Origin of the sequence: Caproiciproducens sp. NJN-50, from assembly GCF_004103755.1 — a bacterium.
Taxonomy (GTDB): domain Bacteria; phylum Bacillota; class Clostridia; order Oscillospirales; family Acutalibacteraceae; genus Caproicibacter.
Window position 1 is genome coordinate 1,619,802 of record NZ_CP035283.1, and the last position, 17,652, is coordinate 1,637,453.

The window sequence follows — 17,652 nt, forward strand, 5'->3', positions numbered from 1 at the left end:
TTCAAATATTTACATGTGCGGAAATGGAAAGATCATTAAATATTTGAAAAAAATTTGTTATAATAGTATTGTCAAATTAAGATTGGAGCGACCGCATTGGATAAATTCGTAATTAAAGGCGAATGCCGTCTTTCCGGTGAGGTTACCATCAGCGGAGCAAAAAATGCAGCGGTGGCAATCATCCCGGCGGCAATCCTTTCTGACGGCGTGTGCCGTATTGAAAATGTCCCCGATATCACAGATGTTTCGTCTATTACCGGCATCTTATATGATATGGGCGCCAAAATCCGTACAATTGATAGGTCCACCTTCGAGATTGATCCAGGTCCGATTCGCACCCACGTTGTTTCGGATGAGTTGGCGAGGCATATTCGCGGCTCTTATTATTTGATGGGAGCCTTGCTTGGGCGTTTTCACCATGCGGTTGTTACGATGCCGGGCGGCTGCGATTTCGGCGTGCGTCCGATTGACCAGCATTTAAAGGGCTTTTTGGCGCTGGGCGCAAAATACAAGCTGGAGAACGGAATGGTCGACGTCTCCGCCGATCATCTCAGCGGAGCCAGCATTTATCTTGACGTTGTTTCGGTCGGAGCCACGGTAAACATCATGCTTGCCGCGGTCAAGGCCGAGGGGACAACCATCATTGAAAACGCCGCCAAAGAGCCGCACATCGTTGACCTCGCCAACTTTTTGAATTCCATGGGAGCCGATATCCGCGGGGCCGGTACGGACGTAATTAAAATCTATGGAGTTCAGCATTTGAATGGCACAACCTATTCCATCATTCCCGATCAAATCGAAGCCGGAACTTATATGGTGGCCGCCGCCGCCACCAGCGGGGATGTTCTGGTTAAAAATGTGATTCCGAAACATCTGGAGTCCATTTCTGCCAAGTTGGAGGAAATGGGGGTCAAGGTGGAGGAATTTGACGATTCTATCCGCGTGGTACGCGACGGAGTTCTGAATAAATGCAATATTAAGACCATGCCGCATCCTGGATTCCCTACGGATATGCATCCTCAGATCGCAGTCCTTCTCTCCATTGCACAAGGGACAAGTATTGTAAACGAAAGCGTATGGGACAACCGTTTCCGTTATGTTGAAGAACTGAAACGGATGGGGGCTCAGATTTCCGTTGACGGCAAACTGGCCGTGATAGAAGGTGTCGACCATCTGAATGCCGCCCCCGTCCGTGCGGTTGATCTTCGTGCAGGGGCGGCAATGATTATTGCCGCTCTCTGTGCCCGCGGCACCACGCAGATTGAGGATATCCGTCATATTGAACGCGGATACGAAAATGTGGAAAGTAAGCTGCGCATGCTGGGAGCGGATATTCGCCGGATTCATATCCCCGATACCGAATCGGCCAAAGTTGTTTGAAAGCGGAGGGGTGGACAGGAGTCCTCCCTTTTTTCTTTTGTACCAATTAAGAAATCAAATTATTTGGGGGAAATCAATTGGCTCGATTTTGCGCTTTGTTCAGCGGGAGCAGCGGGAACAGTTATTACATAGGGTCCGAACGGTCGGGAATTCTGGTCGATGCCGGCAGAACGGCAAAACAGCTTGACGCCATGCTTGAAAATTGCGGAATCCGGTGTGAGGCGGTCCAGGCTGTTTTTGTGACCCATGAGCATTCCGACCATATCAAGGGCCTGAGGGTGTTTGCGTCAAAGCACCATCTGCCGGTTTTCGCATCCGCCGGTACTCTGACGGAGCTGGAACTTCTCGATTGTCTCAGTCCCAAATATGAAGCAAATGTGATCGGCGAGTCCGGAATGGAATGTGCCGGGATGTTTATCAAACCATTTCACACGTCTCACGACAGTGCGGAGAGTATCGGTTATCGAATCGAGACCCACGACGGACGGACAGTCGCCGTTTCGACGGACTTGGGATTTTTGACGGATGAGGTCCGGCAGGATTTGACCGGCGCCGATATGATCGTGTTGGAATCTAATCACGATGTCGGCATGCTGCAGAGCGGTCCGTATCCCTATTATTTAAAAAGGCGTATCCTGTCAAAAACCGGACATCTTTCCAATATGGACTGCGCGGGGGAGTTGAGCGGTTTCGCGGCCAGCGGCACGACGCGGTTTGTTTTGGCTCATCTCAGTTCGGAAAACAATACTCCGGAATTGGCTTACCAAACGTCTCTTTGTTCCCTGACCATGTCCGGGCTGAAACAGGGAACGGATTTCGAACTGTATGTTGCCCCTAAGGAAAACAGGGAAGGAAAGCTGATTCTATTTTAAAATGCTGAGATGCAATCTGATTTGTGTTGGGAAACTAAAAGAAGAATATTGGAAAAAAGCCTTTCAGGAATACGAGAAACGTCTGCAGCCGTTCTGCCGCTTTTCTGTAACCGAGCTTCCGGAGAGCTGTTTGCCGGATCAGCCGAGCGAGTCCCAGATTTCTCTGGCTCTTAACCTGGAGGCGGATCGAATTTTAGCTTCTGCGGAAGGCTCCGTTCTCATCGCTTTATGCATTGAGGGGAAATCTGTTTCTTCGGAGCAGCTGGCAAGCCAGCTCAGAGACATTGCTTTACATGGGACCAGCAAAATCAGCTTTGTCATAGGGAGTTCATTTGGACTTTCGGACAGAGTGAAACAAAAAGCATTTCTGCGGCTTTCCATGTCTGCGATGACTTTTCCGCACCAGATGGCGCGTGTTATGCTGATTGAGCAGATCTATCGTTCTTTTCAAATCATCCATAACGGTAAATATCATAAATAGCTGAAAGCATATCATAAATCACTCCCCGCATATACTTCTGCGTGGGGTGGTTGATTTTGAAGGCGACGAAAAGAGGCTTTTTGAGTAATTCGATCCCTGTTATCGTGTTGATAATTTGCTGTATAGCTTTTTTGATGCTGTCCTATTTATCTTATCACCGGATTGGCCAAATCGCTTCTACGCTCGCCGAGGGGCAGGCGCCCCGCACTGTAGTCATCGATGCAGGTCACGGCGGGGAAGACGGCGGGGCATCAGGTGCTTCCGGGGTGCCGGAAAAAGACATAAATCTTGCAATTGCAAAGGACCTGGAACAGCTGTTGACGGTTTCGGGTTACCAGGTTGTAATGACCCGAACAGACGATGCGGAGATCGGCGATAATACTTTAGGCACGATCCGCGCGCGGAAGGTCAGCGACATGCACCAGCGCCTGAAGATTCTGGAAGATCAGGGAAGCTGTATTTTTATCAGCATTCATCAGAATTTTTTTACTCAGAGCCAGTATTCCGGCACTCAGATTTTTTACTCGAAAAACAATGCGGAAAGCAAACCTCTTTCGGAGGATATCAGGGCAAGAGTGGTCGGGCTGCTGCAAAAAGACAACAAAAGGGAAACAAAACCCGCCACCAGCGCTATTTATTTGCTGTGGGAAGCGAAAGTTCCCGCGGTGTTGGTGGAATGTGGATTTTTGTCCAACGCCCAGGAGGAAGCGAAGTTGAAAGACACCTCTTATCAGCAAAAAATGGCTTTTTCCATATACAGTGGATTTTTGGATTACTGCTCCGGAATCCGCCAGCCTTCCTGAATATCCGATATATGAAATATGGCGATCATGCTGAAAGGACGTGGATTATCATGGCTGGGAAAAGAAAAAGCGTCTATATCTGTTCGGAATGCGGCTTGGAATCTCCGAAATGGTATGGAAAATGTCCCGGATGCGGCCAATGGAACACCATGAACGAGGAAATCGTAGAGTCCGCGCCCTCAAAAGCGGCGGGAAACAGTGGCGCAAGATCCGGAGGACTCGTCAGGGCGGTCTCGCTGTCGGAGCTTTCCGCCTCTGAAGAAGAGCGGTATCATACCGGAATGAGTGAGTTGGACCGTGTTCTGGGCGGAGGAATTGTCAGGGGATCTCTGGTACTTGTCAGCGGAGAGCCCGGCATTGGGAAATCAACCATTTTACTTCAAATCTGTCAGCATCTTGGACAAGCCTTAAAAATACTTTATGTTTCCGGCGAAGAATCCGGAAGGCAGATTAAGCTTCGCGCCGCGCGTCTTGGCGTGGACAGCGAAAATCTGTACATCCTGACGGAGACGGACATTCAGGCGGTTATTGAGCAGGTGCGGGAGCAGAAGCCGGATCTTCTCATGATCGATTCCATTCAGACGATGAACTTTACGGATCTGAACTCATCGCCCGGAAGCGTAACGCAGGTCAGGGAGTGCACCAATGCGATTATGCGCGCGGTAAAGTCGCTTGAAATACCGGCTTTGATCGTGGGCCATGTCAATAAGGATGGTGCCATCGCAGGGCCGAAAGTACTGGAACACATCGTCGACGCGGTCCTTTATTTCGAAGGAGACCGGCAAATGTCCTATCGTTTGCTGCGGGCCATTAAAAACAGGTACGGCTCAACCAACGAGATCGGTGTCTTCGAAATGGGGGAGGACGGCCTTCATCAGGTTGAAAATCCTTCGCAGGCCATGCTGTCCGGCCGGCCAAGCCATGTGGCGGGAACCTGCGTCACCTGTGTGATGGAAGGTTCCCGTCCGATTCTTGCGGAAATTCAGGGGCTTGCGACCACCTCCGGCTATGGGACTCCGCGCCGGATGGCCACCGGGTTTGATTACAATCGAATGTCGCTGCTTCTTGCCGTCCTTGAAAAACGGGCCGGATATTTTTTTTCCAATCTTGACGCCTATGTAAACGTCGTGGGAGGACTGCGCCTTGACGAGCCGGCCTGTGACCTTGCGGTTGCGCTGTCGTTGGTCTCCAGCCTGAAAAATAAGCCGATCACTGATTCTGCCATTGTATTCGGCGAAATCGGCCTCGCGGGGGAGTTGCGTTCCGTCACGCAGATCGATGCCCGCATCGGCGAGGCAAAACGTCTTGGCTTCAAAGTCTGCGTTCTTCCCGACCACAGCCTGAGCCGGACCCGCATCAAATGGGATGGAATCCGGCTGGTAGGTGCTAAAAATGTGAAGGAGGCGTTTGAGGCCGCGACTGATTGATATCATCCGGAGAGCGCGGCGTCACTTTAATGCAGTGAACGCATCCGTCGCCGGTGTAATTTGTAATCGCCGAGGGCGTTTCAAGGGCGCAGTAGCCGTCGTGCTGATAAATGCAGTCAACATCGCACTGAATAATACTCATGAAAATTCACCTCAATAATAGTTTGGTGGATTTCCTATGATTTATTCACCCCAGCTTTTCCGCTTGATGTTATATTTTCCCTCTCTTATCACAAAATAAGCGTGATGGGGGAATGAAAATGAAACGATATCTTTTGCTTTTCGCTTTTACACTGATTGCAGCAGCTACAATTTTCACAGCGGGCAATACGATGAAAAATTCCATTCTAAAGTTGGACGTGACAAAAATGGAACCCGTTCAGGAGGTGGAATCGGTTACCTGCACCGGAAAGGTCGAACTGTCATCGAATGGAAATGTATATGCGCCCGCTCACTCGATTGTCCAAAGGGTTTACGTCAGCTCAGGACAGAAAGTGGAGGTTGGACAGGCGTTAATGGAGGTGGACGTTCTCTCTGATGGAGAGGACGATTCTCAGGAAACCGATGCCTCCTCCTATCTGGAGCAGGAAAGCGATCTGCCGAGAACGCAGACAATCGCGGCCCCCGTCAGCGGCACGGTTTCTTCTGTTTCCGTCACGGACGCAGGTTACTATATTGATCCTACGCAGCCGGCCGTCGTCATCCGCAATTCTTCGGGACTTCAAGTCCGTTTAAACGTAAATGAATCTCAAATTTCAGATATCAAAGTGGGGCAAAAGGCAGAGATCACCGGAGTTGGTTTTAAAAGTTCCAGCTATTCCGGAAAAGTAAAGGAAATATCTTCCGAGGCAAAACAAGTGCTGACCACTTCCGGACAGGAAACGGTTGTCGAGGCTGTTGTCAGCGTGACGGATGTAAAAGAAGATATCAAGCCTGGCTTTACAGCGAAAGTGAAAATTATCACATCAAGCGATTCCTCCGTTCTGGTTGCCCCCTACAGCGCAGTCCAGGCCGACCAGGACGGAAGCGAATACGTACTCCGTGTTGTGGGGGGAAAAGCGACAAAGACTCTGGTTCAGACAGGGCGCGAATTCGACAGCGGATTTGAAATCAAGTCCGGTGTTTCCAAGGATGACAGGATTGTGACAGACGCGGAAGATATACCGGATGGTGCGCGTGTCGTTCCGGTCATCGGCAAGGCGGTGAGCGCTCAGTGATAGTGGATTTTTTGAAATCCGCATTCCGGAATTTGCGGAGAAAGAGTGCCCGAACCTTGCTCACGGTGTTGGGCATCGCAATTGGAGTTTCTTCTGTTATTATTATTGCCAATATCAGCCAGAGTGGAACGGATTCCCTGAACGACGAGCTGGAAAGCCTTGGCCTTAGCGGACTTTCCATTTCTACAAAGTCGGGAACAAATGTATCTTTGACGGAGGACGACTTGGGTTTCATCCGGAAATTCAGCCAAGTGGAACAGGCTTCTCCGGTCATGGTAGAAGATACAAGCGTCACTGTCCATGACAAGACCGCTTCCACACTGCTTTGGGGAATCGATTCCAAGGCGAGCGATATCATATCTCTGCAGGTTTTATATGGCCGCTTGTTTAATCAAAGAGACATAAACACTTGTGCGAATGTTTGTTTGGTTGACGAACAATTTTCCGAAAGCGCTTATCACAGGGGCAATATGGTCGGCAAAACCATCTCTTTTCCCTGTGGAGGAATCGAACAGGATTTTACTGTTGTGGGAGTGATTAAAACGGGAACCGGTCTTTTGCAAAATCTAATCGGAAATTACATTCCTACTTTTATCTATGTACCATACACTACGATGCAGGCTTCTACCGGCCGGGACAGTTTTGACCAAGTAGCCGTAAAAATTCATACGGGGGACAATGCTGAGAACGTAGGAAAAATGATCGTGAACCATCTGGATCTTCGCAGCGGAACAGAAGCGTTTGTATCAAATAACCTGGCAAAGCAAAAAGACGGTTTGCTGCAGGTGCTTGACCTTGTGACGCTGATTCTGTCCGCCGTCGGTTCGATTTCGCTTCTGGTCGCCAGCCTGAGCATCATGACCGTTATGCTTGTGTCGGTAAACGAGAGAACCCGTGAAATAGGAATCAAAAAAGCGCTGGGTGCAACCCGGGGCGCGATCATGCTGGAGTTTTTGTTTGAGGCGGTACTCATTTCACTGATCGGCTGCATTTTGGGAACCGGTACAGGGTACCTGATCTCCTGCGCCGGTGCGGCCTACTTTCATGTAGCGTTTCATTTCAGGATCGATATCATTTTAATGGCGGCAGGCTTTTCCATTCTTTCGGGGACTGTTTTTGGCGTATATCCGGCCTATAAGGCCGCCCGCCTGAAACCAGTGGATGCACTGCGGCAGGAGTAATCATGCGGTATATTCAAACCCCAAACCTCCCTGAGACGGATGTCAGCCTTCTCACGGCCTCCGCGGCCTATCCCGGAATATTAATGGAGCTGAAGAGATTGGGGATCAGTGCCATTCCTGTCGATCCAAGCAAATCGCTGCCGGCGCCAGTACAGGCTCACGCGGACATGCTGTGCCATCCTCTTGGCGGCCGGCGGGTTATCGTCGCGAAAGGGGAAAAAAGATTAGCGGCAGATCTGAAACAATTCGGTTTCAAAATCATAGAATCCGTCTCAAGTATTGCGGGCTCCTATCCAAATGATTCCGGACTGAACGCGGCGAGAGTTGGCAACAAATTGATTGCAAATCCCCAAATTCTTGATAAAGCGATATGGGATGATTGTTTATCAAAAGGTATAAAAATCATCGAGGTCCGGCAGGGTTATACGAAATGTTCAACCGCCGTTGTAGATGAACATTCCATTATCACATCGGATGATGGAATTGCAACGGCGGCATTCAAAGCAGGGCTGGAAGTGTTGAAAATTCAGCCGGGACATATCAGGCTTCCCGGGTATTCCTATGGATTTATCGGGGGCTGCTGCGGACTGATCGGTCGGAATCGAATGGCATTTGCAGGCAATCCGAACAGCCATCCGGATTTTTGCAGAATCAAAGAATTTCTCGACCGGAGAGAAATAGAAGTTATAATACTTTCCAAAGATTCGCTTCTGGACATCGGCGGAATGATCCCGTTGATGGAAGGGGAATAAGAGGAGTGGAAATAAATATTGACAAGAGATAAAAGAAGTGATAATATTATACAAAATAAATATTTTGTATAATTCAGGGGACCTGAATTTCCGCTTACGCATACAAAATAAGCGTTTTGTGCAAGCTGGGCAAAATGAGCGATTGATAAGCCCGCTCCATATACTTTAATACTTACTGAAAGGAACACGTTTATGAAACCAGAACTTCTCGCCGAAGCCCCCCCGGTGATCCGGGAATTTTTGGGATATATTGAAACGATCCGGGGAAAGTCGCCAAAAACAGTCGAAGAATATTATCTTGACTTAAGGACTTTTTTCCGTTACATAAAGCTGCGTCGCGGCCTTGTGCCGCCGGATACCGATTTTGAAAAAATCTGTATTTCCGATATCGACCTCGATCTGATCAAAACAATCGATTTGACGCAGGTCTTCGAGTACATGAACTATCTGAGCACCATGCGCGGAAATCGGGCGTCGACACGCTCACGAAAGGTTTCAAGTCTGCGCAGCTTTTTTAAATATTTGACTAATAAAACAGGTAAGTTGGATGTAAATCCAGTAAAGGAGCTGGAAACACCAAAACTGAAAAAATCTCTTCCCAAATATTTGTCTCTGGAACAAAGCATGGAGTTATTATCAAAGGTCGAAGGCAAAACAAAGGAACGCGACTACTGCATGCTAATTCTTTTCTTGAATTGTGGGATGCGGCTTTCAGAGTTGGTCGGGCTGAACCTGACAGATATTCATTTCGGGAATTCCACTGCCAATATCACCGGCAAGGGCAATAAAGAACGGATTGTGTATCTGAACGATGCCTGCCTCGACGCATTGAAGCGTTACCTTGCCGTCCGTCCGCGCGAGGGGGTCATCGACAAAAACGCGCTTTTTATCAGTGGGCAGCGAAAGCGGATCAGCCCGAAAACCGTTCAGCATCTCGTAAAAAAATATCTCTCTATGATAGATCTCGGCGGACCTGGCTATTCTGTACACAAGCTCCGCCACACGGCCGCGACCCTGATGTACCAGCATGGACATGTCGATATCCGGGTCCTGAAAGACATCCTGGGGCATGAGAATCTGGGAACAACCGAAATCTATACCCATCTTTCCAGTGAACAGATGGCGACGGCGGCACAGGCAAATCCGCTTTCACACGTTAAGCAGAGACCGTCTTTGGGTTCTGAAAAGCCGAAGAAAGAATAAGGAAGAGTTAGTTATAAAAAAAGAAGCGGTTTCGCTTCTTTTTTTATATGTGCAGATTATTTTTTATCCTCCGATTCCAGATCCGTTTCTTCCTTCTGAAGGCCGGTTTCCGGTTGTTTTTCCTGTTGCTTTTGATAGGGTTGAATCATCGTTTGATAGACCAAAGGATAGATGACATAATTGATCATAAAAAAGCTCAGGGAGAACAGTAATGTTGCGGCGAACAAAATTACAATTATCAGGCTGAACGGTGTGATTTGTGAGATATAAAATCCAAAATAGATTCCAAATGACAGAGCGGCCAGCAACACCGTCAGCAGGAAATTGCGCCATAGTCCTATCACCGCGAAAATCAGCGCATTTTTATAAATCTGAATCAGTTTCAGGTCGAAGGTAACGATCATGAGAGGAACGTAATATTGGGCAAAAACCAGGAATATTGCGACGGTAATGCAAAGATAGAACGCGATTGCATGGATTGCTCCGTCGGATAACCGGTCAAAATAAAACCGAATGGAAAAGTTAAGGATAAAATATAAAACATAGCAAATGAAACCGTTGATCAGGAATGCTTTCCAGTTCAGTTTCACCGCGTCGAAAAAATCAGATACCAAAAACACATGTTCTTGTTTCGCATAATTCCGTGTTACAAAAGTGATCCCGGCCAAAAACGGCGAAATCAGCAGCACGGGAATCAAACCGGACAGAAAAGGGGAAAGAAATTTTTCAGCGAAGTATGTGGTTACAAGCGAGATAGCGGCGAAAATGGAAAACAGGAGGTTCAATTCAATAAATTGGGAAAATTTCCGAAAAAAGATTAAAAAGAATCGGACGACCGCATTTTTCTCCGGTTCATCCTTTCTGACTCCTGGTCCCGGTTTATCATAATTAATGTGGAAAAGGCCCAATAAACATCCTCCCCTACCCCAGTTTTGCCCGTGGATGGCACTGGTTGTACACTTCTTTGTAATGATCGTTCAGCAGATGGACATAAATCTGTGTGGAAGAAATGTCGGCATGCCCCAGCATTGCCTGAATGTCTTTCAGCTCCGCTCCGTTTTCCAGAAGATGAAGCGCAAAGGAATGGCGAAGCGTGTGCGGCGTAATTTCCTTTACGATTTTCGCCTGTTCCGCATATCCTTTTACAATTTTCCAAAATCCCTGGCGCGTCAGCCGGCGTCCGTTCAGGTTGACAAAAAGGGCCTGTCCTCCCGCCGGGGTGATAATTTGGGACCGGACCCTCGCGATGTAATCAGAGATAGCGCTAATCGAAGTGGGGTAAACCGGGATGACGCGTTCATTTCGATCAGAACAGCACCGGAGCATTCCCGTGGAGAGGCTGATGCTTCCGATATCGAGGTCCACCAGTTCCGAAGCGCGAATCCCCGTTGCATAAAGAAGCTCCAGCATAGCCTTGTCACGGCATCCCTTGGCTTCCTGGATGTTGGGCTGGGACAACAGAAGCTCGATTTCCTTGCCGTTTAAAATCTGCGGGAACTTTTTTTCCCCTTTTTTTAAGCGGATTGATTTTGCCGGATTGGCGCTGGCAAATCCAGAAAGGACCATATACTGATAAAAGCATCGAATGGATGCGAGATTTCTTGTAATGGTAGCTTCGGATTTTTTGTTCCGTTTCATGTCTTCAATGTAGGATTTCATCGTTTCCGTGTCGGCGGAAACCGGGTCCCCTGTTCCCTTTTCGGAAAGATAAAAAATAAAATGCTCCACGTCCCTCATATAAGACTCCAATGTATTGGCAGAAACCGATTTTTGATTCACCAAATATTCGCTGAAACCAAAACAAAAATCCTTCATTTTATTTGGTCCTTTCCATTTTGTTAAAAGGAAAACAGGCCGCCGAAACAGGCGGAGAAAAGAAGGTCAATCAGCGCCGCAAAAAAGGCAATGCCCAAAACAGCGCCGAAATGCAGCAAATAAATCTTCAATTTTGAGCGACTAATCGTTTTTGAGCCGCAGGAAACCAGCAAACGAGAAAAAGCAATGCCCTCCCTGGCCGCGAGCAAAACAGACAGGCAGCAAAAGAAAGCCCCCGGCAAAATTACGACCAGATTAAATAGGATCCCATAACCGCCGTAATTCGAGTAAAGATACCCGGAAGTCAATCCGAGGCCTAAACCTCGAAAAAATGGAATGAACGGAATCAGCAACATCCCCCACAGGGATAAACCGCATAAAAAGCAGGCGAAAATAAACAGAAAAGCGGAAGCAAAGGAAGCCACAAAGATCGAAAGAAAAGAAGCAGTCATCCGCGCTTTAAAGTTCCCCGCAAAAAGAAAATCCATCCGTTCCAGCGCCTGTGGGTCCGCGTTTCTTGCGTAGACAGCTCCGACTGCCATTCCCGCCAAAAAAACAGCCGCCAACAGAACCAGCTCCCAGTTCAGACGTGCCGCTTTTATCATATCATGCCCACAGAAAGCCGATTTTTTCCGAAATCCGTGGGCAACAACCATTACCCTTCTCATACTGATCAATTCCTCCCAACGGAGATCCTATCAAAGTGTATGAGGGACAAACGGATTCTATGTTTACTTTCCCAATTCCTCAGCGCGCGCGGTGCAGGCTCTCATCGCTTTATCAATCGTCTGTTCAAAGTGATTTTTTTCCAAAACGTCCAGCGCGGCGACAGTCGTTCCGCCGCGGGACGACACCTTCCGGATCAGTTCATCCGGCGTATCCCCCGATTTCAAAAGCATTTCCGCACTGCCAATCAGCGTCTGGCAGAAAAGCGGCAGCGAAACCGACGGCTGGATCCCCTGCTGTTCGGCGCTCTCCAAAACCGCCTTGGCAAACAAATAAATATAAGCCGGGCTGCTCCCGTTTACCGCAATGACGGCGTTCATCTGGCTTTCCTCGATCTGCGACACCATGCCGCAGGATGAAAAAAGCTTTAATACCAGATGATAAGTTTCGTCCGCCACGTTTCCGGTCCGGCAAACCGCCGTGGCACCTTTTCCGAGCGTCAGCGGTGTGTTGGGCATCGCGCGGATCACGGGACAGTCGCAGGAAAGGGCGGAGACAATGGAAGAGGATGAGATCCCGGCGGCGATAGAGACCAGAGTTTTCCCCTTTTCGACTACAGGCCGGATTTCATCCAGCATGGGCGGAAAACTCTGCGGTTTTACGGCGAGAAACACAATGCTGCATGTTTTGACCAAATCACAAGCGAAATCCACAGCAAGAATGCCTGCCTTACGGTGCAGGCTCTCCCTCTTTTCCTTATGAATATCGTAGACATAGATCTGGTCCGCGGGAAAAGTCTGATTTTTCACCACTCCGCTGATGATGGCCGCCGTCATGTTCCCGCCGCCGATAAAGCCGATTTTCTGATTTTCCATTTTTCCCCTCCGGGCATTTGAGATATCTTTATACTAAACCAATTCCCTATTTGAATCAATACAAAAAGTTACAAGATTTTGATTTTTATTGGATTCGTAAAAATTCGCGATGCAAATTTATGTAAACCATCCTCTTTTATCCCTGATCCGCGAGAGCCGCCTGGATCATAATGGCGCATTCCAGTCGTTTTTTCTCCAGCGAACAGGAAATCGCATGCGGTTTGTGAAGATCGCCCTCATATTGCCAGTTGTTCGCATTGCAGCCTCCGCTGCAATAAAATTTTGCCCAGCAGTTTCTGCACTCAGGTTTTGAATAGACGTTTGCAAGGGCAAAGCGGTCCTTCATTTCCAGATTCAGGCTTCCGTCCAGCACGCTGCCCATTTTCCACTCTTCCTGTCCGACAAACTGATGACAGGGATAAATATCTCCGGAAGGAGTCACTGCGACATACTCGTTTCCGCAGCTGCACCCCCGCAGCCTTCGGATAGCGCAGGGGCCCTGGTTCAGATCGATCATAAAATGATAGAAATCAAACCCCTTCCCTTCCCTGCTCCGCTTGATAATCAGATCGGAGAGCGTATCATATTCCTCAAAGATCCGGGGCAGGTCCTCTTCCTTGACGGAATAGTCGAGCCTTTCTTCCGAAACGACGGGTTCCATGGAAATCTCATTAAAGCCCAAGTCCAACAGATGTTCAACATCCTTGGTGAAATCCAGGTTATATTTTGTAAAAGTGCCTCTCACATAATAGTCTTTGTCCCTGCTGCGTTTGGCGACCAATTTCTGGAATTTGGGAAGGACGCTGTCATAGCATCCGGATCCGTCCACGCGCGTGCGCAGCCGGTCATGAACGCTTTTTCTGCCATCAAAGGACAAAATGCAGTTTGACATTTCGCGGTTGATAAAATCGATTTTATCATCGCTGAGCAGCAGACCGTTTGTCGTTATGGTAAAACGGAAGTTCTTATCGTAAGCCTTTTCTAAGCCTCGCGCGTAGGCAACCGTCTGTTTTACCACGTCAAAATTCATCAGGGGTTCTCCGCCGAAAAAATCGACTTCCAGATTGTGGCGTCCGACGGATTTTTCAATCAGAAAATCGATGGCGCTTTTCGCCACTTCAAACGGCATCAGCATTCTTTCGCCGCCAAAATCTCCCTGCGCCGCAAAACAGTATTCGCACCGCAGGTTACAGTCGTGAGCAATATTCAGGCACATGGATTTAATGGGAGCGTTTTTCAGCATGGCCGCGAATTTCTCATATCCATCCGGTGAAAATAACTGCCCCTTTCGGTGCAGTTCCTGAATTTCCCCGTAGGCTTCCCGGAGCGTTGCCTCATCATAACGATTCTTTAAAGCGTCCATCATCGTTTCGGGCGGATGTTCAGGCACATCGGCATCAGCCAAATAATCCAATATATCAAACGGAGCGTCGTCGAAAAGGTGGACCGCGCCGCTGTTGGTATCCAAAACGATTTTATATCCGTTTAAAGAATACTTGTGAATCATTTACATTTCTCCATCCGAACAAAATTTAAGGGACAGAATCCTGTCCCTTTGCGGCTAATTCAAATAGCCTTCTGCTATCTATTCTTATTTTCGCACTTCTGGTTGGAAACCGTGCAGGAAGTTTTGCATGCCGACTGGCAGGATGCCTGGCATTCGCCGCAGCCGCCCTTCGCAGCGCTTTCCCGCAAATTCGCCTGATTCAGCGTTTTAATCTGCTTCAATTTTAAAGCCTCCGTTTCACGAGTAAGTTATGAACGAAACTATTATAGCAATGATGGAAGGAATAGTCAAAATTATTTCCGTTTCAGCTTCGTTTTTCTGCTGACGGCAAGCACGCCGCCAATGGCGCCGGACAGAACCATCACCAGCAGGCGTATTCCGCATTGAGCCGGTTCGACCGCTTTATTCGATACTGCAAGTCCGGAAAAGAGGAACAACGCAAATAAAAGCATTCCGGAAGCCGCGCCGAACAGCAGTCCGCGCTTTTTAGAGATTCTCGCCGCGATGTATCCCGCCGCAAAAGCGCTGAGAACGGATACCGCGATGACAAGAGGGGATAAAAGCCCCTGAGGAATGCTTTCCGCAGAAACAAAAACCAATGCTGAAACACCCAAAAAGACCGCACAAATCAAAGCTCCCGCAACGGAACCGATCACGATGGCGCGAATGGCATCTAACACAGGTTTTTGACGAATGGACTTTGAACTTTTCATCATAACCGCCCCCTCCAATATCCTGACAAATAGATATTCGGAAAGGGCGGCAGATATTACAAATGATCCGGGCTATTCAGCCTGATCATGAGTCGTTTCAATACTGCCGACAGCCCATTTTTTGATTTTGATCTTTGCGCGGTCCGTACCGGTTTCAATAATCAGTGTGCCTGTATCTTCTTTGATTCCAACCACACGCCCTTCAATTCCGCCGATCGTCGTGATATCGTCTCCGACCTGGACGTTGCTGCGCATCTTTTCTTCCTGCTTTTTTCTCTTTTGCTGAGGTCTCATCAAAAGGAAATAAAAGACGCCGACAATCAGGACCATATAAAGGATTGTAATCCAAAGGCTGCTGCCTGTTCCGGCAGTTCCGCCGGTCAGTAGGAAATTCATGAATACCAACACCTCTCTCTTAATGTTTAGATTATATCAGCAAATAGGATTTCATGCAAGGTTTTCTCATATTCTGCGGTTCAAAACTTCCAGATTCTCCCGATAAAACCTTTCAAATGTTTCATTCTGCAGAGAATCCCTGATTTTTTCAAAAAAGCTGTTGTAAAAATAAATATTATGCATGACGCAAAGCCTCATGGCCAGCATTTCGCCGCTTTTGAACAGGTGGTGGAGATAAGCGCGGGAAAAGTTTTTGCAGACCGGGCAATCACAGTCCGGGTCCAGCGAAGTATCGTCCAACTCGTATTTTGCGTTGAAAAGGTTGCGTCTTCCCTGCCGTGTAAAAACGTGTCCGTGCCTCGCGTTGCGGGTCGGCATCACGCAGTCAAACAGGTCCACTCCCCTCCGGACCGCTTCCAGAATGTTCCCCGGCGTTCCCACGCCCATCAGATACCTGGGTTTGTCCATCGGCATCTCCGGGACGACCGCCTCGATGATCCGGTACATTTCCTCACTGCTTTCCCCAACCGCCAAACCGCCGATCGCATAGCCGTCCAAATCGAGGTCCCGGATCCTTTTCATGCAGTCGACGCGCAGGTCCTCATAGGTGCTTCCCTGATTGATTCCAAACAGCATCTGCCTGGGATTGATGGTTCCCGGTTCCCGGTTCAGGCGGTTCATTGCCTCCTTGGAACGGCAAAGCCAGCGGACGGTGCGGGCACAGGAATCGCGCGCGTATTCGTATGGCGCGGGATTCTGGACGCACTCATCGAACGCCATGGCGATGGTCGAAGCGAGGTTCGACTGGATTTTCATGCTCTCTTCGGGCCCCATGAAAATTTTTCTTCCGTCGATGTGGGACGCGAAGGTCACACCCTCCTCCGTAATATTCCGCAATTTTGCAAGGGAAAAAACCTGAAATCCGCCGCTGTCGGTTAAAATAGGCCCATCCCATCGCGTAAAGCGGTGGAGCCCGCCCAATTTCCGGACGGTTTCATCCCCCGGGCGCAGATGCAGATGATAGGTGTTGCAAAGCTGCACCTGACATTTCAGGTCTTTTAGATCCAGCGCGGATACCGCGCCTTTTATCGCGCCTGCGGTCGCAACGTTCATAAAAGCGGGGGTCTGAATTTTGCCGTGAGGCGTGGTGAATTCCCCGCGCCGCGCCGCATCGCAGTTTTGAATCAGATGAAACATAGCTGCCACCCTTTTAATAAATCAGCATTGCGTCGCCAAAACTGAAAAACCGGTATTTTTCCTTTACCGCGACTCGATAGGCGTTCATAATATGGTCGTAGCCGGCCAGTGCGGAAACCAGCATGATCAGCGTGCTTTCCGGCAGATGAAAGTTGGTGATCAGACCATCTAGCACCTTGAATCGATAGCCGGGATAGATAAAAATATCCGTCCATCCGGCACTTTCCCGGATGCACCCCTCTTTGGTTCCGACCGCTTCCAGCGTTCTGCAGCTCGTAGTCCCGACGGCGATCACGCGGCCGCCGTTCCGCTTTGCCCGGTTGATCTGTTTCGCTGTCTGCGCGGAAAGATAGTAATGCTCGGAATGCATCTTGTGCTCCGTGACCTTTTGCGCCGTGACGGGGCGGAATGTCCCCAAGCCGACATGGAGCGTCACGAAAGCCAAGTCGATCCCCTTGTCCTTGATCTTCTGGAGCAACTCCGGAGTGAAATGAAGCCCGGCCGTCGGCGCGGCGGCGGACCCGATCTCTTTGGAATAGACCGTCTGGTAGCGCTCGTTGTCCCGGAGTTCTTCTTTGATATAATGAGGAAGCGGCATCTGCCCTATTTTGTCCAGAATTTCATAAAAATTTCCTTCGCAGGTAAAACGGGCAAGCCGATTTCCGTCCTCGATAATATCTAAGACCTCCGCGCGAAGGAGCCCGTCGCCGAAGGTGAATTTCGAACCGATCTTTGCACGCCTCCCCGGGCCGGTCAGGACCTCCCACACGTCGCCTTCCCGGTGGTTCAGCAATAAAAATTCAACTTTTGCCCCGGTTTCATCCTTGACTCCCAACAACCTGGCCGGAAGGACGCGGGAATCGTTCAGCACCAGACAATCCCCCGGATTCAGGTAATCAATAATATCGTAGAAATGCCGATGCTCCACTTCTCCCGTTTTCCGGTTCAAGGTCAGCAGGCGGGAAGAATCCCTCGGCTCCGCCGGTGACTGAGCAATCAGGTCTTCTGGCAGATCATAATAAAAATCTTTTGTTTTCAGATTGTCAAGATCCAGTTCCATTTTCATGTCTCCCATTCTGTCACAGGTAAATACCAATTGTCTATTATAAATAAATTGACAATCAATAGCAACCCATGCTATTATATTTTAGGATTTATCTTGTTGGT

The 17,652-nt window shown here is 48.8% G+C and carries 19 protein-coding genes; 9 read left to right on the forward strand and 10 right to left on the reverse strand.

What is annotated here, in order from left to right; genetic code table 11:
* Nucleotides 1-96 precede the first annotated feature (96 nt).
* The 9 genes from EQM14_RS07805 to EQM14_RS07845 all read left to right on the forward strand — a co-directional run bounded on the left by EQM14_RS07805 (nucleotide 97) and on the right by EQM14_RS07845 (nucleotide 9,316).
* Nucleotides 97-1,380 carry a UDP-N-acetylglucosamine 1-carboxyvinyltransferase gene (locus EQM14_RS07805; RefSeq protein WP_128742418.1) on the forward strand — a complete coding sequence of 428 codons (1,284 nt, stop codon included), beginning with the start codon at nucleotides 97-99 and terminating at the stop codon, nucleotides 1,378-1,380.
* Between the two features lie 77 nt (nucleotides 1,381-1,457).
* The gene (locus EQM14_RS07810; RefSeq protein WP_128742419.1) at nucleotides 1,458-2,252 is read left to right on the forward strand and encodes an MBL fold metallo-hydrolase; all 795 of its coding nucleotides are present in this window, start codon (nucleotides 1,458-1,460) and stop codon (nucleotides 2,250-2,252) included.
* Nucleotide 2,253: 1 nt separating this feature from the next.
* Nucleotides 2,254-2,733, forward strand: a complete 480-nt coding sequence (gene rlmH / locus EQM14_RS07815) for a 23S rRNA (pseudouridine(1915)-N(3))-methyltransferase RlmH (protein ID WP_128742420.1) — start codon at nucleotides 2,254-2,256, stop codon at nucleotides 2,731-2,733.
* Between the two features lie 134 nt (nucleotides 2,734-2,867).
* Nucleotides 2,868-3,536: an N-acetylmuramoyl-L-alanine amidase gene (locus EQM14_RS07820; protein WP_128744279.1), complete on the forward strand. Its 669-nt coding sequence runs from the start codon at nucleotides 2,868-2,870 to the stop codon at nucleotides 3,534-3,536.
* 50 nt (nucleotides 3,537-3,586) lie between these two features.
* Nucleotides 3,587-4,963 carry a DNA repair protein RadA gene (gene radA / locus EQM14_RS07825; RefSeq protein ID WP_128742421.1) on the forward strand — a complete coding sequence of 459 codons (1,377 nt, stop codon included), beginning with the start codon at nucleotides 3,587-3,589 and terminating at the stop codon, nucleotides 4,961-4,963.
* A gap of 260 nt (nucleotides 4,964-5,223) precedes the next feature.
* Nucleotides 5,224-6,180, forward strand: a complete 957-nt coding sequence (locus tag EQM14_RS07830; RefSeq protein ID WP_164919008.1) for an efflux RND transporter periplasmic adaptor subunit — start codon at nucleotides 5,224-5,226, stop codon at nucleotides 6,178-6,180.
* Nucleotides 6,181-6,245: 65 nt separating this feature from the next.
* Complete coding sequence (locus EQM14_RS07835) at nucleotides 6,246-7,361, forward strand: ABC transporter permease (protein WP_243112784.1); 1,116 nt, start codon at nucleotides 6,246-6,248, stop codon at nucleotides 7,359-7,361.
* A 2-nt stretch (nucleotides 7,362-7,363) separates the two neighbouring features.
* Entirely contained in the window at nucleotides 7,364-8,113 is a 750-nt protein-coding gene (locus EQM14_RS07840; RefSeq protein WP_128742423.1) for a DUF6873 family GME fold protein, read from the forward strand.
* A 192-nt stretch (nucleotides 8,114-8,305) separates the two neighbouring features.
* The gene (locus EQM14_RS07845; RefSeq protein ID WP_128742424.1) at nucleotides 8,306-9,316 is read left to right on the forward strand and encodes a tyrosine recombinase XerC; all 1,011 of its coding nucleotides are present in this window, start codon (nucleotides 8,306-8,308) and stop codon (nucleotides 9,314-9,316) included.
* Nucleotides 9,317-9,372: 56 nt separating this feature from the next.
* On the opposite strand, the gene EQM14_RS07850 is transcribed toward EQM14_RS07845, so the two are convergent.
* The 10 genes from EQM14_RS07850 to queA form a co-directional block, all read right to left on the reverse strand.
* The gene (locus tag EQM14_RS07850; RefSeq protein WP_326974484.1) at nucleotides 9,373-10,005 is read right to left on the reverse strand and encodes a DUF624 domain-containing protein; all 633 of its coding nucleotides are present in this window, start codon (nucleotides 10,003-10,005) and stop codon (nucleotides 9,373-9,375) included.
* A 232-nt stretch (nucleotides 10,006-10,237) separates the two neighbouring features.
* On the reverse strand, nucleotides 10,238-11,131 hold the full coding sequence (locus tag EQM14_RS07855) for a tyrosine recombinase (protein WP_128742426.1): 894 nt from the start codon (nucleotides 11,129-11,131) through the stop codon (nucleotides 10,238-10,240).
* Nucleotides 11,132-11,154: 23 nt separating this feature from the next.
* Nucleotides 11,155-11,799, reverse strand: coding sequence for a stage II sporulation protein M (locus EQM14_RS07860; protein ID WP_128742427.1), 645 nt, complete (start codon nucleotides 11,797-11,799; stop codon nucleotides 11,155-11,157).
* A gap of 63 nt (nucleotides 11,800-11,862) precedes the next feature.
* On the reverse strand, nucleotides 11,863-12,672 hold the full coding sequence (gene proC / locus EQM14_RS07865; RefSeq protein ID WP_128742428.1) for a pyrroline-5-carboxylate reductase: 810 nt from the start codon (nucleotides 12,670-12,672) through the stop codon (nucleotides 11,863-11,865).
* Between the two features lie 136 nt (nucleotides 12,673-12,808).
* Nucleotides 12,809-14,179, reverse strand: a complete 1,371-nt coding sequence (gene scfB / locus EQM14_RS07870; protein WP_128742429.1) for a thioether cross-link-forming SCIFF peptide maturase — start codon at nucleotides 14,177-14,179, stop codon at nucleotides 12,809-12,811.
* A gap of 74 nt (nucleotides 14,180-14,253) precedes the next feature.
* The gene (gene scfA, locus EQM14_RS07875) at nucleotides 14,254-14,400 is read right to left on the reverse strand and encodes a six-cysteine ranthipeptide SCIFF (protein WP_128742430.1); all 147 of its coding nucleotides are present in this window, start codon (nucleotides 14,398-14,400) and stop codon (nucleotides 14,254-14,256) included.
* 72 nt (nucleotides 14,401-14,472) lie between these two features.
* The gene (locus EQM14_RS07880) at nucleotides 14,473-14,895 is read right to left on the reverse strand and encodes a TIGR04086 family membrane protein (RefSeq protein ID WP_128742431.1); all 423 of its coding nucleotides are present in this window, start codon (nucleotides 14,893-14,895) and stop codon (nucleotides 14,473-14,475) included.
* Nucleotides 14,896-14,964: 69 nt separating this feature from the next.
* Entirely contained in the window at nucleotides 14,965-15,288 is a 324-nt protein-coding gene (gene yajC / locus EQM14_RS07885; RefSeq protein WP_128742432.1) for a preprotein translocase subunit YajC, read from the reverse strand.
* A 66-nt stretch (nucleotides 15,289-15,354) separates the two neighbouring features.
* A complete protein-coding gene (tgt, locus tag EQM14_RS07890) occupies nucleotides 15,355-16,485 on the reverse strand; it encodes a tRNA guanosine(34) transglycosylase Tgt (RefSeq protein WP_128742433.1) in 1,131 nt (376 codons plus the stop codon).
* A 13-nt stretch (nucleotides 16,486-16,498) separates the two neighbouring features.
* Nucleotides 16,499-17,524 (reverse strand): tRNA preQ1(34) S-adenosylmethionine ribosyltransferase-isomerase QueA, encoded by a 1,026-nt coding sequence (gene queA, locus EQM14_RS07895; RefSeq protein WP_128744281.1) that lies wholly within the window; start codon nucleotides 17,522-17,524, stop codon nucleotides 16,499-16,501.
* Between the last annotated feature and the right edge of the window lie 128 nt (nucleotides 17,525-17,652).